The following is a 26019-nucleotide window of genomic DNA, read 5'->3' as shown; positions in this document are numbered from 1 at the left end:
TCGGGAGAATCCCCTCATGTTCCAGCTGCGTAACGCGGCGCTGGGCGCCGTGTGCGCGTTCCTGGCCGCGACCGCCACGGCCGGGCCCGCCGCACCCCTTCCCCTGCGCGATGCCGTGCGCAACCTCTGGGCCAGCAGCCCACAGGTACAGGCCGCGCAGGCCGAACTGGAGGCTGCACGTGCTCGTGCGCGCGCTGCCTCCCAGCCGGTCTACAACCCCACCCTCAACCTCGACGGCGAGAACGCCGACGTGGATCGCCGCACGGTCGGTGCAAGCCTTGCGGTGGATGTCACCGGCAAGCGCCGCGCACGCATGGCGGAGAGTGACGCCGAAGTACGCGCCCGCGAAGCGGCGTACACGCTCCAGCGCCGTGACATCGCCGCCGGATGGCTCAAGGCCTGGTCTATGGCGATCCTGTCCACTGCGCAGGAAGACCTCGGTCGCAAGCGGGTGGAGCTCATGCGCCGCTTTGATGAACTGGCCGCCAGGCGGCTCAGCGTGGGCGACATCAGCAGTCCCGAACGTGACCTGGCCGGGCTCGCGCTCGGCGAAGCACAAGTGCAGCAGGCCGCCCTGGCGGGCCAGCGTGCCTCGGCGTTTGCCGCGCTGGCCTCGCTCGGCGAAAACGAACGCGACCTGCCCGGCCTGCCCCAGGACCTGCCGCCGCGCGCGGACACCATACAGCCGCTGGCCGCCGACGAACGCCCTGAACTGATCCAGGCGCGCGCTGAGCAGGAGCGCGCGGAGGCCGGCGTCACCGTGGCCCAGCGCGCGCGACTGCCCGACCCAACCTTCAGCCTCACGGGTGGACAGGTGCGCAGCGGCGCACGCACGGATCGCGTCATCGGCGTCAGCGTATCGATTCCCCTGCCCGTGCTGAATACCGGGCGGGCGGATATCGATGCCGCCCGTGCGAATGCCGATGCCGCCTATGCCACGCGCCGGGCCGAACGCCTGCGCGTGGATGCATCCCTGCGCCAGAACGCCACCACGTACGAAGCGCTGCGTGCGGCCAGCGAAGCCTTCCGCCGTGGCCGCGCCAATGCCTTCGAAGAGCGGGCGAACACGCTCGAACGGCTCTGGCAATCCGGCGAGATCGGCACCTCCGACTATCTCGTGCAACTCAAGCAAAGCCTCGATACCGCCCTGGCCGGGCTCGCGCTCGAAAGCCAGGCATGGCAGGCCTGGTTCGACTACCTCGCCACGGCCGGCCGCCTCACGGACTGGATCGATGGTCCCTCACAGGATGCTTCCCGATGAAATCTCCCCTGCGCCGTCACCTGCTCGGCCTCGCTCTCGCTGTCGCCTTCCTGCCGCTGCATGCGGAAGATGCCGCGCCGGCCAATCCCCTTCGCCTTGACGCCGCGGCCATCCGCGATGCCGGCATCGTCCTCGACACCCTCGCCGAACGCTCGGTCACCGACCAGATCGGTGCGCCCGGCGAAGTGAAGGTAGATGCGTATTCCACCGTGCTCGTCTCGCCACGCGTCGCCGCCCAGGTGGTTGCCCGCAAGGCGAAGCTGGGCGATGTCGTTACCGCGGGTGCTCCGCTGGTGGAGCTGTCCAGTGTCGATGTGGCCGAAATCCAGGGACAACTCATCGTTGCCAGCCAGGACTGGAACCGTGTATCCGCCCTTGGCGAGCAGGCCGTCTCTGCGCGCCGCTACAACGAAGCGCTGGTCGCACGCGATCAGGCACGGGCAAAGCTGCGTGCCTATGGCCTCTCCGACGGACAGGTCGCACGTGTCGTCAAACGGGGTTCGTCTGCCGCCGATGGCAGTTTCGAGCTGCTGGCACCCAGCGCCGGGCGTATCACTACCGACGATTTCCTCGTGGGCCAGCGCGTGGAGCCGGGGCAGACCCTGTTTACCGTGGTCACCGAGGACTCCGTGTGGGTGGAGGCCCGGCTTGCACCGGCCGCTGCCGAGGAAGTGAAGGAAGGCAGCGCCGTCACGGTGCTCGCACATGGCAACGCCCTGCCCGGCAAGGTGATCCAGCGCTCCCACCAGACCGACGAGAAAACCCGCACCGTGCCGGTTCGTATCCGCGTGGACAACCGCAAGGACCTGCTGCACCCCGGCGAACTGGTCGAGACCCGCATCGCCATCGACACGCAAAGCCGCCAGCTCGCCGTGCCGGCCGACGCCGTGGTGCTGTTGCAGAACCAGCCCACCGTTTTCGTGCGTCGTACCAAGGACGGCCCCTTCGAAGCAGCGCCCGTGGAAACCGGTGAAACACGCGACGGTTGGACAGCCATCCGCCAGGGCCTCGCGTCCGGTGCTGTCTATGCGCGCAAGGGCGCCTTTGCGCTCAAGGCGCGCATCCTGCGCTCGCAGCTGGGAGAAGAGTGATGCTGGAACGCCTCGTCGCCCTATCCCTCAAGTACAAGGTGCTGGTGCTGATCGTCTTCGTGGTGATCGGTTTCCTCGGCTTCCAGGCCGTACGCCGCCTGCCCATCGATGCCTTTCCCGACGTCACGCCCGTACAGGTCAACGTCTATACCGAAGCCCGCGGCCTCGCCGCCGAGGATGTGGAGCAATTGCTGACCACGCCGGTCGAATCGGCCCTGGCCGGCCTGCCCAAGGTGGAACAGATCCGCTCCGTCAGCCTGTTCGGCCTGTCGTATGTATCGGTGTATTTCGCCGACGACATGGATATCTATTTCGCCCGCCAGCTGGTGAACGAACGCCTGCAACAGGTCGGCGACCGGCTCCCGGCAGGCTATGGCAAGCCAGAGATGGGCCCGAACACTTCCGGCCTCGGCCAGGTGTTCTGGTACACCGTGGAGCGCGCCGACGAGAAGCTGAAGAATGCGCCCTCCGACATGGACCTGCGCACGTTGCAGGACTGGACGGTGCGGCTGATCCTGCGCACTGCACCCGGTGTCGACGACGTCACCTCCTGGGGCGGCCAGGAGAAGCAGTACCAGGTGAAGGTCGATCCGATGAAGCTCATCGCCCACGACCTGTCGTTCAAGGATGTCATGCAGGCGCTGGAAAACAACAACGCCCAGGTCGGCGGAAACTTCATCGACGTGGGGCGCGAGCAATACCTGGTTCGTGGCATCGGCCTCGTGCGCAACGCGCAGGACATCGGCGGCATCGTTCTCAAGACCGAAGACGGCACCCCGATCTATGTCCGCGATGTCGCCAGCGTCATCGAGGCGGGCGCGCCACGCACCGGTGCGGTCACCCGCGATGGCAAGGAAGTGGTGATGGGCCAGGCCCTGGCCCGCATCGGCGAGAACGCGCGCAGCGTGGTGGAGGCCGTAAAGGCGAAGCTCGCCACGGTCAAACAGTCGCTGCCGAAGGGCGTCGAGGTCAAGCCGGTCTACGAACGCACCGAACTGGTCAACGCCGCCGTGGGCACGGCCGTACGGGCCCTGATCGAAGGCTCGATCCTCGTGGCCGTGGTGCTGTTCCTGTTTCTCGGTGAACTACGCAGCGCGCTCGTCGTGGTGGTGACCCTGCCACTGGCGATGCTCATCGCCTTCATCTGCATGGACCAGGCCGGCCTCTCGGCCAACCTGATGTCCCTGGCGGGGCTCGCGATCGGCATCGGCATGATGGTCGACGGCGCGGTGGTCATGGTGGAAAACGCGTTCCGCATCATGGCCGAGCGCAAGGCCCACGGCGAAGACGTGAACCGTACGGCCGCCGTGCTGGAAGCCGCGCGCGAGGTGGCCAACCCCATCGCCTTCGCCATCCTGATCATCATCGTGGTGTTCCTTCCCCTGTTCAGCCTGCAGGGTCTGGAAGGCAAGATGTTCAAGCCCATGGCCTTCAACATCAGCTTCGCCATGGCCGGCTCCCTCATTCTGTCGCTCACCCTGATCCCCGTGCTTGCCGCGCTGGTGCTGAAGCCCAAGGATGAAAAGGACACCCGCCTGGTCGCGCGGCTCAAGCGCGGCTATGGCAGGCTGCTGGGCTGGTCGTTGTCGCATCGTCGCACCGTGATCGCCGTGGCGGGCGTCGCATTGCTGGGTTCGCTCGCGCTGTTTCCCTTCCTGGGCAAGGAATTCATGCCCAACCTGCGCGAAGGCGCGATCATGTGGCGAATCACGTCGATCCCCTCGGCTTCGCTGGAGGAATCCATCGACCTGTCGCGGCAGGTCGCCGAGCGGATCAAGGCGAAGTTTCCCGAGGTGGATACCACGCTCGCCATGATCGGCCGCGCCGAAAAGGGGGAAACGGCGGATGTGAACTACATGGAGGTCTACACCCCGCTGAAACCGAAGTCCGGCTGGCGTAGCAGGCAAACGCTGGAATCCATCGAGGGTGACATGCAGAAGGAACTGTCCGATGCGCTGCCCACCGCCGTGGTCAGCTACACCCAGCCTATCCAGATGCGCATCGAGGAACTGATCTCCGGCGTTCGTGCCACGCTCGCGCTGAAAATCTACGGCGACGACCTGGGCGAACTGGACCGCCAGAGCAGCCGCATCAAGGACATCCTCAGCGAGGTACCCGGTGTGGCCGACCTGGCGCTGGAGGCCAATATCGGCAAGCCACAGCTGCGTATCGAAGTGGATCGCGACGCCCTGGCACGCTACGGCCTGAATGCCGACGATGTGCTTGCGGTGGTTCGCAACGGTATCGGTGGCGAGGCCGTCAGCACCCTGCTGGATGGTATCCGTCGCTTCGACATGACCGTGCGCCTGGACGATGCGAACAAGGCCTCGCTCACCGCGATACGCCGCATCCCGATCCGCACCCCCACGGGTGCGCTGGTCCAGCTCGACCAGGTAGCGAAGGTCAGCGAGGCAGAAGGCTATTCGTTCATCCGCCGCGAATCGCTGCAACGCTACGCCGTGATCCAGATGGATGTGCGTGGCCGCGACATCGACGGCTTCGTGCAGGAGGCCAACGAGCGCATCGCGAAAGCTGTCGCGCTGCCCACGGGCTACTACACCGAATGGGGTGGTGCTTTCGAGAACCAGCAGCGCGCGCTGAAGCGCCTGTCGCTGATCGTGCCGGCGACGATCTTCTTCATCTTCGTGCTGTTGTATACCGCGTTCAATTCGGTGCGCTACGCCGGCCTGATCCTTGCCAACGTACCGTTTGCCGTCATTGGTGGCATCGTTGGTCTGTTTCTCACCGGCCAGTATCTTTCGGTGCCGTCTGCCATCGGATTCATTGCCGTGTTCGGCGTGGCGATGCTCAATGGCATCGTGCTGGTGAGTTTCCTCAACGAGCAGCGGCAGGCCGGGCTGGGAGTACGCGACGCCGTGCTGAGGGGCACATCGCTACGCCTTCGCCCCGTGCTCATGACAGCCAGCGTGGCGATCCTCGGCCTCGTACCCATGCTGCTTTCCTCGGGCGTGGGCGCCGAAACCCAGCGACCTCTGGCGACCGTGGTGGTGGGTGGCCTGATCACGTCCACCCTGCTTACCCTGGTGCTGTTGCCGGTGCTGTACGACTGGATGGAGCGACGCCGGGAAGAAACTCAGTCGCCCAGCCGGAAGGCAAATCCGAAGTAGCGATCCAGCGATAGCTCCGGATGAAACGGCACCGTGCAGTGCCGCTGGGGATTCTCCCAGCGGTCGAGCAGGCGATAGCCCAGTGCTGCCAGGCCGCCGAGGAATTCCCGCTCGGCGGTCACCCGGTACGGGCAGCAGGCTACGCCGATGTTCTGCACCGTGAAATACGACTCGCGCATGTGGACCGGCACGGAATTGAGCAGCAGGAAGCGCGGCTTGCGCGGTAAAGCCTCCAGTGCCCCGGCCAGGGTGATCCGGAGATATTGCAGCGAACCGGCAGCGAACAGGATGTCACAGCCGGACGCTTCGCTCATGTCATCGGCGAAAGCCAGGCGACGAAACGCATCGTGCTCATCGGCCCAGCGACGTCCCGCCGCATTCACGGCGGGTACGTCGAGCACGGTCCAGCGAAGCGTCTGCGGATAATCGAGATACTTGCGGTAAGCGTAATAGGCGATGCCGATATGGCCGCCTATGTCGAACACCGTGGAGGCGCCCTCGCCAAAGAAACGACCCAGCCAGTGGATCATCGGATAATCGTTGATGAAGACCCGCCGCGTGCGCTCGCGGTAGAGATCCGCCGAACCGTCGTTGTCGTAGCCGCTGGTACGCGACGGCGGAATACTCGCCTGCGCTTCATCGAAGCTGGCGAATACGCCGCGATAGATATGATGGGTGAGTGCCGTATGCGCGAAAAAGCGACGCGCATAGCGGGCTTCCTGCCATGCCCTCACGAAGGGAATGCGGCTGGACGTGCCCTGCCAGACGGGCGTGGCGACCTGGGCGTTCATGGCGACTCCCATGCGACGGTGAACGAATCATGCGCCGGTTCGTGCGCCGGCGCCCATAGGCCGGAGGGCCAGTCCGCCCGGCCGAAGGTCGCAGTTACAGCATCGTTTCGATCCGTTCCAGCAGAGCATGCAGTGCGTCGACATCGGCCTTGGGCGAGCGCAACAGCGCCTCCAGTTCGTCCAATGCCTCGGCTACATCGGTTACCCCGCAGATCAGCGCGCCACCGCGCATGCGATGCGCCGCACGGGAGGCATCGGCCCGCTCGCCTTGATCGAGGGCCCTCCGGATATGTTGCAGATCAGCGCGTGATTCCACCCGGAACGTATCCCGGGCCTGCCCGATATCGAAGGGGTCCGAGAGTGCCCTGCGCAAGGCCGGAAGGTCCAGCGGTTTGCCCAGCACGACATCGATGCCCGCCGCCTCGCAACGTCGCACGTGTTCCTCGCCGGTATTCGCGGAAATGGCCACGAGCTTCACCGGCCCGGTGTGGTCACGCCCTTCGATGGCGCGCAGTTCACGCGCTACGTCGTAGCCGGGCATGTCGGGCAGCTCGCAATCGAGTAGCACGGCCTCGATATCGCCCATGCCGAACCGGTCGATTGCTTCCCGACCGTCGCCGGCAGTGGCCACTTCATAGCCCAGGTGGCGAAGCTGGGCGGCCAGCACCTGTCGGTTGGCCGGGTGATCCTCGACCAGCAGCACCATGCCCTCGCCGGCCGCCTCATCGTCACCGTGCCATGCATCTTCCTCGCCGTCTTCCGCCGGCACGAGGCTGGTCGGCAGAATGAGGCGAACGGTGGTCCCCACGCCAACCGCACTGGTCAGTTCCAGCGTACCGCCGAGCTGGCTGACGATATCCCGGCAGACCGCAAGCCCCAGGCCCGCACCACCCAGACGCCGCGAGCGGGCGCCGTGAGCCTGTCCGAAGGCCTTGAACACCGTGCGCTGCATCGCATCGGGAATGCCTTCGCCGCTATCGGATACCTCGACATAGAGCCTTCGGACGTGGTCCGACGCGGTGCCACCGTCGTCCTGCCAGAGGGAAACACCCACGTGACCCTTCGTGGTGAACTTGACGGCATTTCCTACGAGGTTGTCCAGCACCTGGCGCAAGCGTGCGCTGTCCAGCAGCAGCCAGGGCAGCGGGCCAAGAGGCAGTTGCAACCGGGTTTCGACGCCTTTGCCTTCCAGCGCGACATGATGCGAATGCAGCACCTCCCGGGCCACCGCATAGGCATCGCACGCGTCGAGGTCAGGTGTGAAACCGGCGGATTCGTTGCGGGCAAAATCCAGTGCATTGCGCAGCATGTCCTGGAGATTGCGGCTGCTCGACGCGGCAATGGCCATGAGGTCGCGCTGGGGGCCGTCGAGCGAGGTGCGCCCGAGCAGGTCGATGGATGAGGTGACGGCATTCACCGCATTGCGTACTTCGTGGCTCACCACCGCCAGCAGCATGGTCTTCTGCTTTTCGCTGCGTTTCGATATCAGCTGGGCACGACGCATCCAGTACAACGAAAAAAGCAGCAGGCCCGCGCCGATGAGAAGCTGCGTACGGTAGATGGCGATGATCTGCGCGAGCGTCGGCGCGCGCAGGTATACCGTCTGCAGCCAGCGTTCGACGATCCGCTTGTTTTCGCCGTCTCCGATGCCTTCCAGCGCCCCTTGCACCAGGGCCAGCAACTCGGGCTGGTCGGCGCGCACGGCCACCCGCACCGTGATCGGCATTTCCGGTACGTCGCCGGCCACATGCAGGGTGAGCGGATAGTCTCGCCGGATGATCGGATAGTAGGAAACATCCACACCTACCGCCGCATAGGCGATGCCACTCTCCACCGCTGCCAGCACCTGGACGATATCGTCCAGCGGCACGCGTTGTATCTCTGGATGTTCGCGGCGAAGCCATTCCTCATAGGCACCACCTTTGCGGAACGCCACGGTTCGGCCTTTCAATGCGTATAAATCGAGCTTTTCGGGGCCGACGGTACGCGAAATGATCAGCGTGCGACCCACGTAGAACGGCGCGGACAGGATGACGCCAGGGCCTGCGTCGGCCGTGAGCAGGCGATCCGACAGCGATGGCAGCACATCGGCGCGCCCGTCACGAAACGCCTTGACCGCCTCTGCCCAGGATTTGACCTTGAAGGTCTCGAACTTCACGCCGGTGTTACGCGAGGCCAGCTTGAGATATTCGGTGACCAGCGGGTTGGCTTCGCCCCCCGCCACCTCCCCACCAAGCTGGTCGTCCAGCACCACCTCCACTGCCGGATGGGCAGCAGTCCAGCGTTTCACTGCCGCTTCGTCAGGAGGTGTCGTCGTGGCGGCGGCACATGCCACGCAGACCATCATCAACAACGCCATCCTGGCGACAAAGGCCATCACGACCGCCCGATGCTCTCGAAGTGGGGAATGAGTGCCCTGAGCAGTTCAACGTCGTTCTTGACACCGAGCTTGCTCTGCACCGAGGTCTTCTGCGAGCTGACCGTCTTGACGCTCTTGTTGAGCATTTCGGCGATTTCCTTGATCAGCTTGCCTTCGGCGATGTACCGGGCCACTTCATACTCCTTGGGCGAGAGCAAGGCGATGGCCGGCAGTTTCTTGCTTACGGTCTGCGTATAGGCGAGGTACTGCTCACCCTTGTGGACTTCCTTGATGCCCCGGATGATTTCTTCAGGCTCGCGGCTCTTGGCAACAAAACCGCTCGCACCGGCATTGATGAGGTTGCCGACCATGACGCCATCGTCGTACGCGGAAACGATGAGGATCTTGAGCGATGGATAAGCCGCGACCAGTTGCTTGACCAGCGCCAGGCCGTCCATGTCGCCATGACCGAGCGAATAATCGATGAGTGCCACATCCACGGGCATGGACTTCAGCATGTTGCGAAAAGCCACGCTGCTGCCATAGCTGCCGACAAGTACGATTTCCGGTGCCTTGGCAAGCTCCGCTTCGAGCCCCTTGCGCACCAGCGCATGGTCGTCGAGCAAAGCCACGCGCAGGGAGCCGATGGCAGATCGCGTGGGCATGGGAATATCGCATAACAGGTTGAACATCGAGGACCCGGCCCTCACTGGCAGGCCCGTGAACCTTATCGCGGCACCGCAGCGTTGTAAACGTCAATTCTACGTTGGGCCGTCCATACCTCTATCTTTTGGTGGCGCCCGGGTATCGGCCATTCGGCCAGCGCCATAAGCGCTACAGGCACCGGCAGGGTGCGTTGATACGCTTTATCCGAGCCGAAGAGGCCCGACAAAAGCCAACCCAAGGGGCAGGACCCGCGCATGGACACAGCAAGCCGCCGGACCGAAAGCGGCGTAGCGGCACACGCGCCGCCCGCCGGATCGCAACCTTATGTTGCCGAATATCCCCGTGCGCTGGAAACCGCGCGCATCGGTATCGTCGGCCTTGGCTATGTCGGCCTTCCGCTGGCCGTGGAATTCGGCAAGCGCTACGCAACCCTCGGTTTCGACATCAATAATGCCCGCATCGACGAACTGCGCGGTGGGCATGACAGCACGCTCGAGGTGGAAGCCGATGAACTGGCCACCTCTTCAAAGCTGCGCTTTTCCTCAGGATCGGATGATCTGGCGACCTGTGACGTCTATATCGTCACCGTGCCCACGCCCATCGACGACGCCAAGCGCCCCGATCTTCAGCCATTGATCCGGGCCAGTCAGGCCATCGGCCGGGTACTGAAAGCCGGCGACATCGTCGTATACGAATCCACCGTATATCCCGGCTGCACCGAGGAAGTCTGCGTCCCTATCCTCGAACGCGAATCAGGGCTGGTGTTCAACCGCGACTTCTTCGCCGGCTACAGCCCCGAGCGTATCAACCCGGGCGATCGCGAGCATCGCGTGACCGGCATTCTCAAGGTCACCTCCGGCTCCACGCCTGAAGCGGCCGACTTCATCGACCGCCTGTATCGCTCGATCATCGTCGCAGGCACGCACCGGGCCAGCTCGATCAAGGTGGCCGAAGCGGCCAAGGTCATCGAGAACACCCAGCGCGATCTCAACATCGCCCTGGTCAACGACCTGGCCATCCTGTTCAACCGGCTGGGCATCGACACGCTCGAAGTGCTGGAGGCCGCCGGTACAAAGTGGAATTTCCTGCCCTTCCGGCCCGGCCTCGTCGGCGGCCACTGCATCAGCGTCGATCCCTATTACCTCACCCACAAGGCGCAACAGGTAGGCCACCACCCGGACGTGATCCTGGCGGGCCGTCGCACGAACGACGGCATGGGTTCCTATGTGGCCAGCGAGGTCGTGCGCCTCATGGTGCGCAAGGGCATCAACCCGGTGTCCGCCCGTGTGCTCGTGCTGGGCCTCGCATTCAAGGAAAACTGCCCTGACCTGCGCAATACCCGCGTCGTGGACATCATTGGCGCGCTGGAAGGTTACGGGGTGTCGGTGGACGTGCACGACCCCTGGGTTCACGCGGCTGAAGCCGTTCACGAATACGGTATCGAGCCGGTCGAATCACCCGGGGTGGGTAGCTACGACGCGGTGATCGTGGCGGTGGGACACCGGCAGTTCGTGGCGCTGGGGGCCGAGGGCATCCGCGCCTTCGGCAAGCCGGCCTGCCTGCTTTACGACGTGAAGTACGTCCTGCCGCGTCATGCGGTGGACGGCCGGCTCTGAGATGATCGCGCCATGAAAGTGCTGGTAACCGGTACCGCAGGCTTCATCGGATCGCATGTCGCGATGCGACTGCTTGAACGCGGCGACGAGGTGGTGGGCATCGACTGTCTTTCGGACTACTACGACGTGGGACTGAAGAAGGCCCGTCTTGCGCGGTTCGCGGCGCATCCGGGCTATACCCATATCCACGCCGACCTGGCGGATCGGGCGGCCGTCGAGGACGTCTTCTCCCGGCACCGCCCGCAACGGGTGGTGAACCTTGCCGCGCAGGCCGGTGTTCGCTATGCGGCAAAAAACCCGCACGTATATATCGCCAGCAATGTCACCGGCTTCCTGCATGTGCTGGAAGGCTGCCGCCACCACGACGTGGAGCACCTGGTATTCGCTTCCACCAGTTCGGTCTATGGCGCCGACACCGCCATGCCGTTCTCCGAGGCCCAGCCCACGGAGCATCCGCTGACGCTCTACGCCGCATCGAAGAAAGCCAACGAACAGATGGCGCACAGCTACGCGCATCTGTACGGCCTGCCCTGCACCGGCCTGCGCTTCTTCACCGTCTATGGCCCATGGGGTCGGCCCGACATGGCCTTGTTTCTGTTTACGAAGGCGATTCTCGCCGGCGAAGCCATACCCGTGTTCAACCACGGCCAGCACAAGCGCAGCTTTACCTACGTGGACGACATCGTGGAAGGCGTGCTGCGCACCCTCGACCGCGTGCCCACGCGCAATGCCGACTGGCTGGGCGACCGGCCCGACCCGGGTTCGAGCGGCGTGGGCCCCTTCCGGCTCTACAACATTGGCAACGAAACGCCGGTGGAATTGCTGCACTACATCAACGTGCTCGAAGAATGCCTGGATCGCAAGGCCCGTCTGGAAATGTTGCCCTTGCAGGCCGGTGACGTCCCCGACACCGAAGCCAACGTGACGGCGCTCCGGAATGACACGGGCTATGCCCCGAAGGTCGACGTACACGAAGGAGTGAAGCGTTTCGTCGACTGGTATCGCGAGTACTACGCCGCCTGACCCTTTCCGCGACGACGCACGTTTCAAGGAGACGCGTACGTGATCCTGGACTATCTGGACGGCGAAACGCCGTCCGACCACCATGCCGACCTGTGCATCGTCGGCGCCGGCCCCGCCGGCATCGCCATTGCCCGGGCCTTCGCAGGAAGCCACCTGCGGGTGTGTCTGATCGAAGGCGGCGGCCTGTCAGGCGAGGAGCGCAGCCAGTCGCTTTATGACGGAACCTCGTCTGGACCCGCGCCTTTCGATGCCGGGACCTCGCGCATGCGCGTGTTCGGTGGCAGCTGCACGCTCTGGGGCGGAGGCTGCATTCCACTGGCGGACAGCGACATGGAGCCTCGCGAATGGGTGCCCGACAGCGGCTGGCCCCTGCGCTACGACGATCTTGCGCCATGGTATGAGAAGGCACGCGACTTCTGCCGTATCGATGCCACGCATGGCTTCGGACCCGGCGCCTTCGACGGCCCGACACCGCGCGCGCCACTGGACCTCGACCCCGAAGCCATGGCCAACTATGTCTTCGCGCGCAGCCCGATTACGTTTGGCGAGGCCTATCGCGAGGAAATGCGCAACGCGCCGAATATCACCGTACTGCTCCACGCCAACGCACTGGCGCTGGAGTCCAACGAATCGGCCACCGTCGTGACCGGGCTGCGCATCGGCACGTCGGAGGGGCGCCGCGGCCGGGTCCATGCCCGGCACTATGTGCTGGCGGCGGGTGGCATCGAGAACGCGCGCATCCTGCTTCTGTCGGACGAAGTAGCGCCAAAGGGTCTCGGCAACGATCGCGACATGGTGGGCCGCTATTTCATGGATCACCCCAGCGGCACTCTCGGCACCGTGCAATCGGCCACGCCCGATCGCCTTACCCGGCCATACGAACGCACCATAGGCAAGGTGCGCGCCCCGCTTGCCAGTGAGATCGGTGTGGCGATGTCGGCTCAGCGCCGCCATCGTGTCCTCAACGGTCGCGTGCATCCTTTTGCTGTCGAAGGCGACGTTCCACGTGGCATCCGCGCCCTGCGCGACGTACGCGCCGCGTTGCGACCGCCGACGCGCGACGAGGGTGCGCTGCTGGAAGCGAGGTTATGCGCTGCCATGCAGAATGGTCCGGCAGGCGCGGTCGCCCTTCCGCAGGGGTTGGCTATCAGTGCTATACGCCTTGGCCTCCATATCGGTGACGTGATTCGCGCGGTGGCTCAGAAACTGGGTGACCGCCCCACGGTACACAGCGAACGCGTCGACCTGGTGGGCTTCTTCGAACAGGCGCCGAATCGTGACAGCCGTGTCGTCCTGGATGAATCACGCGATGCCCTTGGCCTGCGCAAGGTACGCGTCGACTGGCGGCTGACTGATCTGGACCGGCATACATGGCGCACCGTCACCGCGTTGACCGGCCAGCGCCTTGCCGATGCGTGTGGCGGCCACTTCGAGGCGGCAGCGTGGGTGGAGGATGAAACCGTTCCTCCCGAAGTGCATGGCACCGCGCACCACATCGGCAGCACGCGTATGTCGGCTTCGCCGGACCAGGGCGTCGTTGATCCCGACGGCAAGGTGCACGGCATGGCCAACCTGCATGTCGCCGGCAGTTCGGTATTTCCCACCGGCGGCTGGGCGTTCCCCACCTTCACCCTGATCGCACTGAGCCTGCGCCTGGCAGAGCAGCTACGCGACCTCCTATAACGTCGTTCCTGCGAAAGCAGGAACCCAGCGCCCCGATTCACCAGCAACACCGCCACGCCACATCGGCTCGTACGTAGGTAACCCTCTGGCGAAAACCGATTGCACCGCACTGGGTCCCTGCGTTCGCAGGGACGACGTGAGGGGTAGGCAGGGAATCGTAAGCTTGCAGCCCGTCGTTCCTGCGAAAGCAGGAACCCAGCGCCCCGATTCACCAGCAAACACCGCCGCGCTACATCGGCTCGTGTGTAGGTAACCCTCTGGCGAAAACCGATTGCACCGCACTGGGTCCCTGCGTTCGCAGGGACGACGTGAGGGGTAGGCAGGGAATCGTAAGCTTGCAGCCCGTCGTTCCTGCGAAAGCAGGAACCCAGCGCCCCGGTTCTCCAGCAAACACCGCCACGCCACATCGGCTCGTGTGTAGGTGACACTCTGACGAAAACCCTCCGCACCGCACTGGGTCCCTGTTTTCACAGGGACGACGTGAAAGGCGAGGCGTGTTGAAACAGTCCTGTTACACCCACTCGGCCTAGCCGCACGGAAGCCGCAAGGTGCAATCGACACCAGCCGGCCCTGTGCCTAAGGTTCCACGGTATGACCAAGGGGGCTTTGCAATGATCCGCCTGTTCCGGCAACCCATCCTGCGCTGGATCACCCTGCTTGCGGCGTGCGAGCTAGGCCTGCTTGCGCTTTCCCTGCAAGGCGCCACCCTGATCCGCTTCGCACCCGCGCCGGAAGAGCTGACGGCACCACCGTCGCTCCTGGCGGTACGCGCCATCACGTTTGCCATGGCGATCTTCATCGGCATGGCCGCACTGGGCGAATACCGGGCCAACCTGCGGATGAGCTGGCGGGGACAGCTTGCTCGACATGCCATTGCCTTCGCCTTCAGTGGCCTGGGCCTGGTGGTCATCTATTACATACTTCCGCAGATCTACGTCGGTCGCGGTGTCTTCGCCATCGCCCTGCTCATCGGCTTTCTTGCCACCGCCGCTTTCCGTGGCCTGTTCATGCGCGTGGTTGAACTGGATGCACTCAAGCGCCGTGTCATCGTGCTGGGTGCCGGCGAGCGGGCCGCGCAGATCCACAACCGGATGCGCCGACGTTCGGACCGGCGCGGATTCTGTCTGGTCGGCTACGTGCCCGCAGCAAACGAGCAGCCCAGAGTGCCCGGCGATCTGCTCATCGCGCGCGACAGCAGCCTCGCCGAACTGGCGCGTATCCATCGTCTGGACGAAATCGTCGTTGGCGTGGACGACCGTCGCGGCAGCCTGCCCATGGACGACCTGCTTGCCTGCCGCCAGCTGGGCGTACAGATCACCGACCTCACCACCTTCGTCGAACGCGAGGCGGGTCGTGTCCAGCTGACCATGCTGGATCCGTCATGGCTTGTCTTCTCCGGTGGCTTCAATGCGTCGCCACTGGCGATCTTCGTCAAGCGTGCCTTCGACATCGCCGCTTCACTGACCATCGCCCTGCTCTGCTGGCCGATCATGCTCGGCGTCGTGTTGGCGATTCGCCTGGAATCGGGAGCGGGACAACCGATTCTCTATCGCCAGGAGCGCGTCGGCGCACAGGGCCGGGTATTCTGGCTATACAAATTCCGCAGCATGCGTACCGATGCCGAGCTGGACGGCGTCGCCCGCTGGGCCCGTGCCAACGACGACCGGATAACCCGCACCGGCCGAATCTGCCGCAAACTCCGCTTCGACGAGCTTCCGCAATTGTGGAACGTGATCCGCGGCGACATGAGCATCGTCGGCCCACGCCCGGAACGCCCGCAATTCGTCACCGACCTCGAAAGCAAGATCCGCTACTACGGCCTGCGCCATAGCATCAAACCCGGCCTCGCCGGCTGGGCGCAGCTATGCTACTCGTACGGCGCGTCCGAGGAAGACGCCGCCGAAAAGCTGAAATACGACCTGTTCTATGTAAAGAACCACAGCTTCTTCCTCGACCTTGTGATCCTGATCGAAACCGTGGAAGTGGTGATCTTCGGGCGCGGCGCCCGCTAACGCGGCATGCGCGTCGTGGCCACGTGTAACGGGCTCCACGGCGAGCTGTACCAGTCGCTGACTACGCCACCATCGAACGCGACCCACGAAGCCCCGTACTCCCAGCGCTGCTCGCCGCGGCGGGTCGGATCGCCTTCCACGCGGCGCACTTCGTCCATGGACATGCCTGCATGCAAAGGCTCCGCGCCGGCCACTGCCTCGGCAACACGCCCTGCCCCGCTGGCCGCCAACGGTTCGCCACGGGTTGGCGTCGCCGAAGGAAACAAGGCCACGCCAAGCACCCCTGCTCCAAGGATCACCCCACACATCAACAGGCGCCCGCGCCTGCGCGGGCCATTCGCCTTCGGTGGCATGAACGCGGCGTCTTCATGCAAGCCCAGGCGGTGCAGCACCGGCCTGACACCAACGGCCCCGCCGGGAAGCCGGCCATGACGCCGGTGGAAAACAATAGCCGCGTCATACTGCGCGGTCAGTTCCTGCAATCGCTCTTCAGCCAGTGCACGGGCACGATCTCCCCTGCGACGATCGGGATGCCAGTGCGCCACATAGCGCCGATAAGCCAGCCGGAATTCGTCCAGCGTGCAATCCGGCCGCAGACGCAGCTTGCCGTACAGTTCGAGAAAATCGGTGTCGTCGGCCATGTGGCGTCCCCTGCGCGCATCGCCTTGTCTATGCGCCCAGCGTGGTCCAGTGCGTACCGACTGGCAAGTATCACTTTTGGAGGGCACCCGTGAAATCGCTACCACTCCTGCTGCTCTGCCTTTCGTGCCTGCGGGCCGCCGCCGGGGAATCGCCAGGCCCTGTCCTCGGAGCCCATGTCCTCCTTGGCCAGGCCGAAGGGCTCGGCCAGAACCCGGCCACGACACTGCCGATGGACACGCAGGCGTCGTCAAGCATCTTCATTGCCTTCAACGCTGGCTACGCCGACAACGCATCCACACCTGCCGACAACTATGGCAACCGGTGGCGACCACTGGATGCGGGTTTGCCTTATGCAGGCTATGACGGCGCCTTCGCCGTAAGGCCATATGTGGCATTGAACGGCCGCGGAGGCCCTGCCCACCGCCTTTCCGTGGCTAAGCCAGGACATCCCTCCGGGGAGCTGTCGCTTTCGTTCGTGGAGGTCATGCACGCAAACCGCGTGGTCGCCTTGAAGCAAAACTACGCCGCGCCCTCCACTACCGTGGCAAGCGACGTGATCGACGTTGACGGCCCCGCTGTGCTGCTGGCCTTCTGGTGGGGAGACGGCGGCGTGAAGCGCATGGACGTCGTCCCCGACGACGGTTTTCAGGTCATCGACAACTTCACGCGGCTACCCGACGAAAGCGGCGTCCAGGCGGTCGTTGCCTGGAAGCAGGTCGGGCAAGCCGGTCGTTACCGGGTTCGCTGGCATGTATCCCCTGCACAAGGCGCCGCCCTGTGGCTGATCGCCATACGCTGACGAAAGCGGACAGATATTGCCCGTTTACGGACACTCCCAATGCCACCTGACGCCAAGGTCCGCAATGACCAGCTGAAACCCCGCGAAGAAGCGTCCGGAAATGGACGATGGCGCCTACAACCATTGGCACATTTTCCTCGAATGCTCAAATGGTTAGCCTCACCACTCGACACCGCGGCAGGACTTTCCCTCGTGCCATGACGGCACGCAGGCATGGAACGCCGGGGGTGGTAGCCCAGGGAGGCCTCCAGATAAGGAGACACCTCCAGACGAAACTTCGCAGGATGACGAGGTTGGAAGGGAAGGTGCCGTCGGTGTCGAGGTGAAGGGGATGGTAGAGCGGAAAAAACAAAGGCACCCGGAAGGGTGCCTTTGTTTCTACGGCTGCCGTCGCATCAGAACGTTACGCGCATACCGACATTGCCAGCCCAGCCACGCATGCCGTAGCTTCCCACGAAACGCTCGTAACTTCCCTCGCCGTACAACTGCACACGCGGCGTCAGCTGGCTGGTAACACCCGCTGCCACGCGGACGGAATTACCGACACGGCCCGTACGGAAACGATCGCTCAGGTTCCACGCCTCGCTGTTGACGTCGGCATTCGGATCGCCGTTGCTGCTATGGGTAAAGTCCAGGCGCGCATATGGTGCGAGCCTGGGGTCTACCTTCCGGCTGACCAGTGCCCCGATCGTTGCACTGGCCTGCTTTGCCATACCGAGTTTGACGTCCAGATCGTCCTGGTCAGAAAAATCACGTACCGCAAAGGTCTGGTACTTCAGCTGGAACCTCGGCTCTACAGTCCACTCGCCGCCGATGGCAAATGGTTTGCCGGTCTCCACCGACATCGTCCAGCCGGTGGCATTCACATGCGCTACATCCGACCCACGCAGATCGGTGCCCACGTCGCCGTTGAAACGGCGTGCTCCCACCAGGCCATCCACCCACCAGCCACTGCCATGCTCCCATGTCAGCCATGCGGAGAGGCCTGTTGCGTTTAGCTTTGCGGAGCTGTTGCCATCCACGGCGCGCGGCGAGACGCGGGTGGTGCCATGGTCAAGGGCCCAGCCGATGCGCGTGCTGCCTTGGTCATTATCCAGAGCCACAAGGCCACCGCCGACCTGCAACGCATTGATCTGCTGGTCGAACGCATACCCGTAATTCTGGAACGAACGATTGGACTCGTAACGGAACTGTCCACCGACATAGCGCGCAAACAGTTCCCCGCCCACCGGTGCACTTGTATCGCCGCCACGGATATCACCCAGGCGACGCAGCAGGTCGCCATCCATTTCATCCATGTATTTCAGGCCCGCGGGAACCAGCGAAAGATAGGCCGGAAGCTGCGGTGCCACGGCAACGCGCTCCGCCGGGGGCTCCGGAGTGACCGGTGGTTCCGGCGTGACGGGTGGCTCGACCACCGGGTCGCAGCCATCCTTGGTGCACATGCGACTGCCGAGGCGATAGTCCCAGTTGGCGGCTCCGCTGGCGAACGCACTCTGCGAGGGATCGGCTTCACCCGGCCCGAATGCCCTCATCACATACTGGTAGGGCCCCACCGCCACGTAGCCACCAGCCAGTGCAAAGGCATCGGCGCGCGAATTACCCTTGACCTGGATCAGCGAGATGCCTTCGTTCGGGTCGTGGATATCGTTGCCATTGGTATCCGTACTGGCGCCCGCGCCGGTGGGCGTCACCCTGACAAGCGTCGTGCCCGCCGTGGTGACATTGCCTTCGATCAACAAACGATCAGTGGCCTGGGCCGATAGCGGGCCTCCGGCGTTCATGACGGTGTTGAAGGTGAGGCTGCCTGCACCGGTTCCCGAGTAATCGCCGTGCACCGTCAGTGTGCTGTGTCCACCGTCCGCTCGTGGCGCAAAGGCCACGTTCCCTTGGTTCGCCACCAGGGAACGTACGTCGGAATCACCGGTAACCAGCCAGGTGCCGCCACTATTCACTGTAAACGTGTTCGCCGACGTGGCCTTCCCGGCCAGTGTGCTGCCATTGAACAGGGACACGTTGGCGATACCGTTTCCACTGGCGATCACATCCCCATCGATCCGACTGTTGGTGATGCCAAGGTTCGCAGACGAATCGCTGCCGACATCCAGTACGACGCCATTGCCACCGATGAGCTTGCCACCATTCATCACCTGGATGTCGGCATCGGTGGGATCAAAGCTGTCCGCACGTACCGCAATGGCGGCTCCATTGAGGCCCTGGACGGTGGCATTGTCGATGACCGCGGAACGGCCCGCTCCCCCTACAGCACGGGAATCGGCAAAAAAGGCCAGGCCGTTGCCATCACCCACGGCCTGCGCGCCATCCGACAGGTGCAAGGATCCTTTCACCATCGTCACGCCCGCCGCCCCGTCGGCGAAATCCGAAAGGATGTTGTTCCCTGTGCCACGCAGGAGGCTTTGGGCTCCCGAGACCATCAGCGTGGCACTGTTCGACAGATTTACCGCCGTACCCAGACCCTGCACCGTGCTGTCGGTCAACGTCGCTGACGACGCCATTCCCGAGCCGTTACCCGGGGTATCGTTGAACGCGAGCCCGACGCCCCTGTCGTTGAAAATCGTGGAATTCGCGATGGTGGCGGTGCTTCCGTTGGCAAGGGTCACCGCCGCAGCCCTCTGCGATGCCGTGACAGAACCTCCCGACACGCCTAGCGTGGATATACCTCCCACACTTATGCCATTCGTGGCACCAAGCACCTGTAAGCTGCCGCGATCGCCCACAACCCAGCTTTCGACCGGGTCTCCGGGAGAAACCATGTGGCTCCCCCCCGGGGGTACCGTGCCGGCGAAGGCGGAATAGGAATGAAACGCCATTGCGGTGGCAATAGCCGTAAAAGCCCGCTTGCGCGAGCTGTAAAAGATGTTCATGGCAATAATCCTCCGTGCGACGCTATCGGCGGACAACACATTTTGTCGCCTGCCGGAACGGAAACGCGTCTAGGGCACGATCAAAGGGGGAATGGGGACGTGGACCCGCGCCCATTGAAGCGCATGATCCTTACGCCGCGCTATACGGCGTAGTCCTAAAAAAACCCGGCTGCGCCTCCTTTCTGTCTGTATGAGTCCCCTCCGGGGTTCCGGCCCGGCGCCATGGGGCCGGCAATGTGCCGCCACGGACCCTACTTTATCCATGCGTGTGCGTGGGAAGGAGCGGTGAAGCCGAATTTGCTTAGTACACCCTACAACAAGCGACATATGTTTCAGAATGACTCCCCCACCTAGACTCATCATTCACCGATGGATCGGTCTGGTAGACGGGCATCGGACCCACGATGTGCTCACACGAAAGGAGTCGGACCCCATGAATGCCGTCGTCAATCCACGTGGCCCCAAGAACCCGGTCAAACCGGTCATGCCAACGTTCTTCTGGCCGGCAGGCAAGCGTTTGCCCGTCACGATCCTGGCAGAGGCCGTTGCCTATTATCTGCGTGGTGCACGGAAGGTCACCGGTAGTCGAAGGCCAAAATATGGCCGCCGCAGCATGTTGAACCTGCCGTCATTCTTTCCCAGCCTGCCTGAAGCCGTCGAACTGCCCGTCATCCAGATTCTCGACACGCTCATTCAGCCAGGAAACATCATTCCACCTGCGGCCTACGTCAACGGCCTGAGGGTGCGCATCCCCAGTTGGAGCACATGGATCGACGGTCAGCCCGCCCGGGCTCGCGACTTGTGGTGGCTGACCGTCAACGGCGAAGCGGTGACCGATGAAACCCAGCGCGGCGCGATCGGAGAGGATGCTCCGATCGACACCTTGATTCCTGCCGCGGCACTTGCGGCACTGGCAGCGGATGGCCCGGTGAGCCTTGGGTATGGCGTCATTGCGGTGCCTGCCGGCAGCGAGGGTGCGAGTGCGCCGTTCATCGCCACCCGCGACACCACCCCTCCTGGCGGTCGCTCGCTCGGGCCCATCACGTTTGATCGGAAAATTGTGGTAAGCGGTGTTTCCCTGGGATGGCTGAAAGATAATGGCGGGCTCTTGCCGGGACTCATCAGCGACTACTACGACATGAAGCCCGGGGACACCATTCACCCTTTCATCATTCATCCGGCCAACTTTGAAGTTGATCCCGTCACGGGCTTCCTCACGCCAGCAGCGGAAGCCAAGGCGGTGTTCGCCACGACCATTCCCGTCACGGACGGCAATGCAGGCGAAGAGGTGCCGGTGACGTTTACGCAGGCCCAGCTGGAAGATTCCAATCTTGATGCATCGGATTTTGCTGGTCTTTTGCAGTTCTGCTATTTCGTCACCGACAACGTTCCCAACAAGTCCCGATGCGCCGAGGCCAGCTATCTGCGCGTCGTGGTCATCAACGCGCCAGACGACCTGAAAGCCCCCATCGTGCCGCTCTATCTGGACGATGAGCTTGTCAGCGAAGCGGACGCACGCGCGCCCGTCACGGTACAGATCCCGGCCTTCACCAACGCGGCGGAAGGCATGGAGATCATCGTCACGTGGCAGGGCATCGACCTCCCGGGGATCACCCTTGGTGCTATTGCAGATCCTGCCCCCCCATCATTGCCGAAGTCAGCGTTCCGTATGCCGTCGTGGCCCGCGTACCCTACCGATACAACGCTACCGTACTTTACAACGTGAATTACCTGGCGGTGAAAACCGAATCCCCGGCTGCAACCGTACTGGTGGACGTGACAACACCCGGCGGCCCCGATCCTGAGCCGGGCACACCGCCCAATGAAAACCTGCGCGCCCCGAAAGTCGTCGGCGCCGTCGGCGGCAAGGACAACATCATCGACCCGGATGATGCGGAGCAAACTGCCGTTGCGACCATTCCGGGTGTCGTGGTCGGCCCCCCTGCCGGCCCCTCCTTCGCCGCAGGCGATGTCCTCAGATTCTTCTGGAACGGCGTGCAGGTCGGAGCGAGCTATACCGTGCTCAACACCGACATCGGCAGGGACATCACGCTTTCCGTACCCTCTGCCACGCTGAAATCCGGAGGTACCGGCACGGCAACCATCCACTACACCGCAACACGCACCGTTCAGAATGGTGCGGGCGATCCCGTCGAAAACACGGCAGTGTCTCCTGCCCAGGCGGTACAGGTGACGCTGACCGATGACCTTCCGGGTGGCCCAGGTGGCCTTGATGACGGCATCTTTACCGGTGCCAACGATTACAATGCCATCAATCGTGCGGAAGCCGTTGGCGGAACGCCGTTCAGGATTCCTTTCTACGCCAACAAGAAACTCGGCAACATCATTGCGGTCGACTTCGTGCAGTACGTGGAAGAAGACGATCCGGTGACACCTATCGAGGCGACCCGATACACGGCTACCCACGTCGTCGGTCCGGATGACCTGAGCACGTATTGGGATTTCATCATTCCCGAGAACAAGCTCCTTGTGCCAGGGGACCAGGGTCAGTCCGCGTTGGCCTCTTATACCGTCACGGTAAGCGAAGGTGGCCTGGAGGTTGCTTCAGACGAAACCTTTGTCTATATCGACATGCGTTGACACCCCATGGCCCCGCCCATGCTGTGGGCGGGGCCTGCATGCCTACATCGTATACAGGGAGTACCTACATGGACGTGAAGCCTTCTCGCAACGAGCCCGAGGTATTTGTTCCACCACCCTACTTTCCCGATGTCATCACGAATGGAGGCATCGGCTACTGGGAGGTTCAGGACGAAACGAAGGGCCAGCTTGCCAGGGTGGGCCCCTGGCAATCCATGAGAAGCGGTGATGTACTTCGCCTGTACTGGGACGGTCAGGTCGTCGTGACGCACACGGTGACGACGGAGCGGGAGGCATTTCTTATCAATGTGCCCAATCGTGTCATCAAGTACGGCCCGGACATGCAGACCGTGGCGTCATACTGCACGGTCGAGATCTATCCCGGCGGAATTGAAGACGAATCCACCGAGACCGACGTCAAGGTCAAGCTCACGGTCCCTGGCGGCCTCGATCCGGACCAGTCCACGCACTGGAACGAAAACCTCGCAGCATTTGACGGCCTTCCGGACGAAGTCCAGGCAGGCCAGGCCGTCACCCTCACCATCCGCCCGTGGCAGAACCAGACTGCTGGTGACATCGTTACGGTGTACTGGGGCGCGTTCAAGAAAACGTTGCCCGTCGTGACGAGCCCGGGAAGTCTGACCGTCATCTTCACCCCTGATGAAATCGCGCGTGGCGGGGACACAGACGTAGCCGTCTTCTATGAGATCCGCGACTACGTCAACAACTATTCCAAGCCCTCCATCATCAAGAAAACCAACGTCGATACCGGCAACAGGCATCCCGCCCCTGAAATCTACGATGCGGATGCCTACGGTCGGCTCGATCTTGCCGATCTCAATGGGCGGCCCGCGCAGGTCAGGGCCCGTTACACGCCCATCGCCAATGGCGACATCGTGCTGTTTACCTGGACCGGCGAGGACGACTATGGATATCCGCTTCCTCCCGTAACGTTGCGCCAGCAGGTCAGCGGGCCGCCGCTGCCGTCGTTCGTGCGTTTCGACGTACCTTATGCCGACGTGGCGGCGGCGGCGGGCGGAGGGGCCACCGCCAGTTATACCGTGCAACATGGTGGTTCGGGACCGGCCGCCCCGTCGTCGAAGGCATCGGTCACCATCGTGGGCACGCCGGTCGGTCTTTCCGCTCCCACGGTTGACCAGGCCGACGGAAGCAATGTCATCGATCCATTGAAGGCGAATACGCTCACGGTTCGCGTGCCTGCCACCGTCAGGTTCGAACCGGGCGACGTGCTCATCATCCAGTGGAAAGGCAGCACCTCCGACGGAAGTCGTGAGGTGGAGAATCGTTTCCCGTGGCAGGATCCGACGGCAACGATCGATACCCGCGTCCTGCCCTTCAATTTCGGAGCCAGCGTGCAGGTCAGCTACGTCATCGAGCGGAGCGGGCAGTGGCTTCAGTCTGACATCTACACCGTCTTCGTCGCACGCATCGCCGACGGCGATCCTGTTCTGCCACGGCCACGCAGCCCCCAGGAGAACCCCGCTGGAACACTCAACCTGGCCCTGTTCCCGGGAGATGCGGCGTTTACGGTGGATCAGTTCCGATTCGCCGATGCCAGCCAGCGTTATTGGCTCACCCTCGAAGGCAGGGACAGCAACGGTGGTGCGGTGACGTGGAATATCGCCGAAGGCGAGGCATTCGGCAGCCTGTCGAATCCCATCACTCTTCGTTCACTGGATCGCACGCGACTGGCGTCCCTGGCGGATGGCTCGACGATGATCGCAAGCCTGTGGGTGACCTACGACGGCTCACCCAACAAGGCCAATGCCGTGAAGTTCAGGACCACCAATTTCACTATCAGGCAGGCCGCCGCACAGCGTCCGCCTGCGCCGACGGTCGTACAGGCCGATGCCAGCGACAACGTTGCCGAGCCGTGGAAACTGACGAAGCTTCAGGTCCACATACCTTCAGCCGTTGGACTGCAGCCAGGCGATCAGCTACGGGTCTACTGGAATACCGGCGGCAACGCCGGCAGCGATGAAGTTCTGATCACCGCGCCGATGGCCGGCATGAACGTGGATATCAAGCTGTCCGTACTGGCCCATAACCTGGGCAACGTCATTCCGGTGAAGTACGCCATCATTCGCGGCAGCCAGACACTCGAATCGATTACCGCAAAGATCAGCGTCGCAGACCTTGCGGATGATCAGGCTGAACTGGGTCGCCCCAAGGTTACTCAGGAAGATGCTACCGGCCACATCATCGATCTGAGTACCTTCAAGGGCGATGCCGATGTCATTATCGCAACCTACCCCCTGGCGACAGCCAGTCAGCGATACTGGCTCACGGCCAGCGTTGAATTCGCCATCGGCGGGAGACAGGATGTCGATATCGTCAAGGGTGCAACCGTCCCCTATACAGGAGGCCAGACCATCAGCCTCGGCAAGCTCGACCGGACGTTGCTCGACAGCCTGAAAGGTGGATCGATCCTCACGCTGACCTTGTGGGTTTCCTTCAATGAGTCCGCGAACAAGAACGATGCCATTCGCTTCCGCACGACGGATTACAGCATTCAGCTTCAGGAGTCACTCAAGCTACTGCTCCCTGTGGTTGACAGGGCAACGGGGTCGGGAAGCGTCAAGAACACGCTTGATCCGGGCGACCTGATCGATTCGCAAGGCGTTGCACATCGAATTGACATCACCTTGCCAAAGGAAAACGGATTCAAGGCCGGCGATACGATCACGTTGTACTGGGAAGACAATACCCCCCAGGGAAGTCGCACAGTAGTTGTGCCCACGGTGGTCAACCAGGACATCGCGGTGCTCGTCGACAGCGATGTCATGCGATTCAACCACGGCCATGTCGTCGAGGTCTACTTCACTGTCAAGCGCGACGGAAAGGATCACAATTCGCCAACGCTTCGCCTTACGGTCAAGCGAATTCCCGGCAATACGACAAAATTCAGGCGGGCGACCATCAAGCAGCAGGACGGCCTGTACCACCTGAATCTCTCGAAATTCAAGGGTGACGGTACCTTGCAGATCGAACCCTTTGCATGGCTTGTATCGGGCATGTACTACTGGATCGAGGCACGGGGCCGCGACAAAAATGGCGAAACAAAGAAATACATCGAAAAGACATTCAACTCCGTGTCCGGCCCACAGATTTATCTGGGTGACGTCGATCGCAAATGGCTCGATACCCTCATTGACCAGTCTCCATTCTGGATCGATATCTGGGTGTCATTCGATGGCAGCAAGGTCAAGCGTGATGCCGTCGCATTCCGCTCGACCAACTACACGCTGAAGCACAAGTAAGCCATCCACTGCCGAGGTAAAAGCCCCGCCCCAGGCGGGGCTTTTTTTTGGCCGGTGCCCTCTTCATGGCAACGGTAACCAACCCGGCTAGCCCGCCTGTCGTATATGCCGGTTTCGTGCCGACCCTTATAAATAAACCCTACGGTGCGGGGACGTCCCGCCCCGGCCGCCCGGTGGGGGA

Annotated in this window: 16 protein-coding genes; 11 read left to right on the top strand and 5 right to left on the bottom strand. The window is 63.1% G+C overall.

What is annotated here, in order from left to right:
- Positions 1-16 precede the first annotated feature (16 nt).
- From KR767_RS16020 to KR767_RS16010, 3 genes are read left to right on the top strand one after another with little or no spacing between them, the layout of a single operon-like run.
- Positions 17-1261: a TolC family protein gene (locus tag KR767_RS16020; RefSeq protein ID WP_250876980.1), complete on the top strand. Its 1245-nt coding sequence runs from the start codon at positions 17-19 to the stop codon at positions 1259-1261.
- Entirely contained in the window at positions 1258-2352 is a 1095-nt protein-coding gene (locus tag KR767_RS16015) for an efflux RND transporter periplasmic adaptor subunit (RefSeq protein WP_250876979.1), read from the top strand. The genes KR767_RS16020 and KR767_RS16015 overlap by 4 nt, the downstream gene beginning before the upstream one ends.
- On the top strand, positions 2352-5480 hold the full coding sequence (locus KR767_RS16010; protein WP_250876978.1) for an efflux RND transporter permease subunit: 3129 nt from the start codon (positions 2352-2354) through the stop codon (positions 5478-5480). Before KR767_RS16015 ends, KR767_RS16010 begins: the two co-directional genes overlap by 1 nt.
- Here the strand turns inward: KR767_RS16010 and KR767_RS16005 are convergent.
- The 3 genes from KR767_RS16005 to KR767_RS15995 form a co-directional block, all read right to left on the bottom strand.
- A complete protein-coding gene (locus KR767_RS16005; protein ID WP_250876977.1) occupies positions 5447-6271 on the bottom strand; it encodes a TIGR04325 family methyltransferase in 825 nt (274 codons plus the stop codon). The two genes, KR767_RS16010 and KR767_RS16005, sit on opposite strands and share 34 nt — an antisense overlap.
- A gap of 94 nt (positions 6272-6365) precedes the next feature.
- Positions 6366-8648 (bottom strand): ATP-binding protein, encoded by a 2283-nt coding sequence (locus KR767_RS16000; protein ID WP_250876976.1) that lies wholly within the window; start codon positions 8646-8648, stop codon positions 6366-6368.
- Entirely contained in the window at positions 8648-9295 is a 648-nt protein-coding gene (locus tag KR767_RS15995) for a response regulator transcription factor (RefSeq protein WP_166948067.1), read from the bottom strand. The genes KR767_RS16000 and KR767_RS15995 overlap by 1 nt, the downstream gene beginning before the upstream one ends.
- 348 nt (positions 9296-9643) lie before the next feature.
- On the opposite strand from KR767_RS15995, the gene tviB reads away from it, so the two are divergent.
- The 4 genes from tviB to KR767_RS15975 all read left to right on the top strand — a co-directional run bounded on the left by tviB (position 9644) and on the right by KR767_RS15975 (position 15630).
- Positions 9644-10912, top strand: coding sequence for a Vi polysaccharide biosynthesis UDP-N-acetylglucosamine C-6 dehydrogenase TviB (gene tviB / locus KR767_RS15990; protein WP_243853188.1), 1269 nt, complete (start codon positions 9644-9646; stop codon positions 10910-10912).
- 12 nt (positions 10913-10924) lie between these two features.
- A complete protein-coding gene (locus KR767_RS15985; RefSeq protein ID WP_250876975.1) occupies positions 10925-11935 on the top strand; it encodes an NAD-dependent epimerase in 1011 nt (336 codons plus the stop codon).
- A 39-nt stretch (positions 11936-11974) separates the two neighbouring features.
- Entirely contained in the window at positions 11975-13618 is a 1644-nt protein-coding gene (locus KR767_RS15980) for a GMC oxidoreductase (RefSeq protein ID WP_250876974.1), read from the top strand.
- A gap of 611 nt (positions 13619-14229) precedes the next feature.
- The gene (locus KR767_RS15975) at positions 14230-15630 is read left to right on the top strand and encodes a TIGR03013 family XrtA/PEP-CTERM system glycosyltransferase (protein ID WP_250876973.1); all 1401 of its coding nucleotides are present in this window, start codon (positions 14230-14232) and stop codon (positions 15628-15630) included.
- Here KR767_RS15975 and KR767_RS15970 read toward each other — a convergent pair.
- Complete coding sequence (locus KR767_RS15970) at positions 15627-16271, bottom strand: J domain-containing protein (protein ID WP_250876972.1); 645 nt, start codon at positions 16269-16271, stop codon at positions 15627-15629. The genes KR767_RS15975 and KR767_RS15970 overlap by 4 nt on opposite strands.
- 89 nt (positions 16272-16360) lie before the next feature.
- Here KR767_RS15970 and KR767_RS15965 point away from each other — a divergent pair, with 89 nt between their 5' ends.
- Positions 16361-17071 carry a hypothetical protein gene (locus KR767_RS15965; protein WP_250876971.1) on the top strand — a complete coding sequence of 237 codons (711 nt, stop codon included), beginning with the start codon at positions 16361-16363 and terminating at the stop codon, positions 17069-17071.
- A 395-nt stretch (positions 17072-17466) separates the two neighbouring features.
- Here the strand turns inward: KR767_RS15965 and KR767_RS15960 are convergent, their stop codons facing one another.
- Positions 17467-19956, bottom strand: coding sequence for an autotransporter family protein (locus KR767_RS15960; RefSeq protein ID WP_250876970.1), 2490 nt, complete (start codon positions 19954-19956; stop codon positions 17467-17469).
- Positions 19957-20389: 433 nt separating this feature from the next.
- Here KR767_RS15960 and KR767_RS15955 point away from each other — a divergent pair, with 433 nt between their 5' ends.
- The 3 genes from KR767_RS15955 to KR767_RS15945 all read left to right on the top strand — a co-directional run bounded on the left by KR767_RS15955 (position 20390) and on the right by KR767_RS15945 (position 25838).
- Entirely contained in the window at positions 20390-21682 is a 1293-nt protein-coding gene (locus KR767_RS15955) for a hypothetical protein (protein ID WP_250876969.1), read from the top strand.
- Positions 21679-22557, top strand: coding sequence for a hypothetical protein (locus tag KR767_RS15950; RefSeq protein WP_250876968.1), 879 nt, complete (start codon positions 21679-21681; stop codon positions 22555-22557). The genes KR767_RS15955 and KR767_RS15950 overlap by 4 nt, the downstream gene beginning before the upstream one ends.
- A gap of 68 nt (positions 22558-22625) precedes the next feature.
- The gene (locus KR767_RS15945; protein WP_250876967.1) at positions 22626-25838 is read left to right on the top strand and encodes a hypothetical protein; all 3213 of its coding nucleotides are present in this window, start codon (positions 22626-22628) and stop codon (positions 25836-25838) included.
- Positions 25839-26019: the final 181 nt, after the last annotated feature.

This window comes from Luteibacter anthropi (assembly GCF_023699965.1).
In the GTDB taxonomy this organism is placed as follows: domain Bacteria; phylum Pseudomonadota; class Gammaproteobacteria; order Xanthomonadales; family Rhodanobacteraceae; genus Luteibacter; species Luteibacter anthropi.
This window is presented reverse-complemented; position numbering and strand designations above follow the sequence as displayed.

Bases quoted from the DNA above. Each gene is read 5' to 3' on its own strand.
- KR767_RS15945 (WP_250876967.1), top strand. From the start codon at position 22,626: ATGGACGTGAAGCCTTCTCGCAACGAGCCCGAGGTATTTGTTCCACCA.
- KR767_RS15985 (WP_250876975.1), top strand. From the start codon at position 10,925: ATGAAAGTGCTGGTAACCGGTACCGCAGGCTTCATCGGATCGCATGTC.
- KR767_RS16015 (WP_250876979.1), top strand. From the start codon at position 1,258: ATGAAATCTCCCCTGCGCCGTCACCTGCTCGGCCTCGCTCTCGCTGTC.
- KR767_RS15960 (WP_250876970.1), bottom strand. From the start codon at position 19,956: ATGAACATCTTTTACAGCTCGCGCAAGCGGGCTTTTACGGCTATTGCC.
- KR767_RS16010 (WP_250876978.1), top strand. From the start codon at position 2,352: ATGCTGGAACGCCTCGTCGCCCTATCCCTCAAGTACAAGGTGCTGGTG.
- KR767_RS16005 (WP_250876977.1), bottom strand. From the start codon at position 6,271: ATGAACGCCCAGGTCGCCACGCCCGTCTGGCAGGGCACGTCCAGCCGC.
- KR767_RS15995 (WP_166948067.1), bottom strand. From the start codon at position 9,295: ATGCCCACGCGATCTGCCATCGGCTCCCTGCGCGTGGCTTTGCTCGAC.
- KR767_RS16020 (WP_250876980.1), top strand. From the start codon at position 17: ATGTTCCAGCTGCGTAACGCGGCGCTGGGCGCCGTGTGCGCGTTCCTG.
- KR767_RS15955 (WP_250876969.1), top strand. From the start codon at position 20,390: ATGAATGCCGTCGTCAATCCACGTGGCCCCAAGAACCCGGTCAAACCG.
- KR767_RS15975 (WP_250876973.1), top strand. From the start codon at position 14,230: ATGATCCGCCTGTTCCGGCAACCCATCCTGCGCTGGATCACCCTGCTT.
- KR767_RS16000 (WP_250876976.1), bottom strand. From the start codon at position 8,648: ATGGCCTTTGTCGCCAGGATGGCGTTGTTGATGATGGTCTGCGTGGCA.
- KR767_RS15970 (WP_250876972.1), bottom strand. From the start codon at position 16,271: ATGGCCGACGACACCGATTTTCTCGAACTGTACGGCAAGCTGCGTCTG.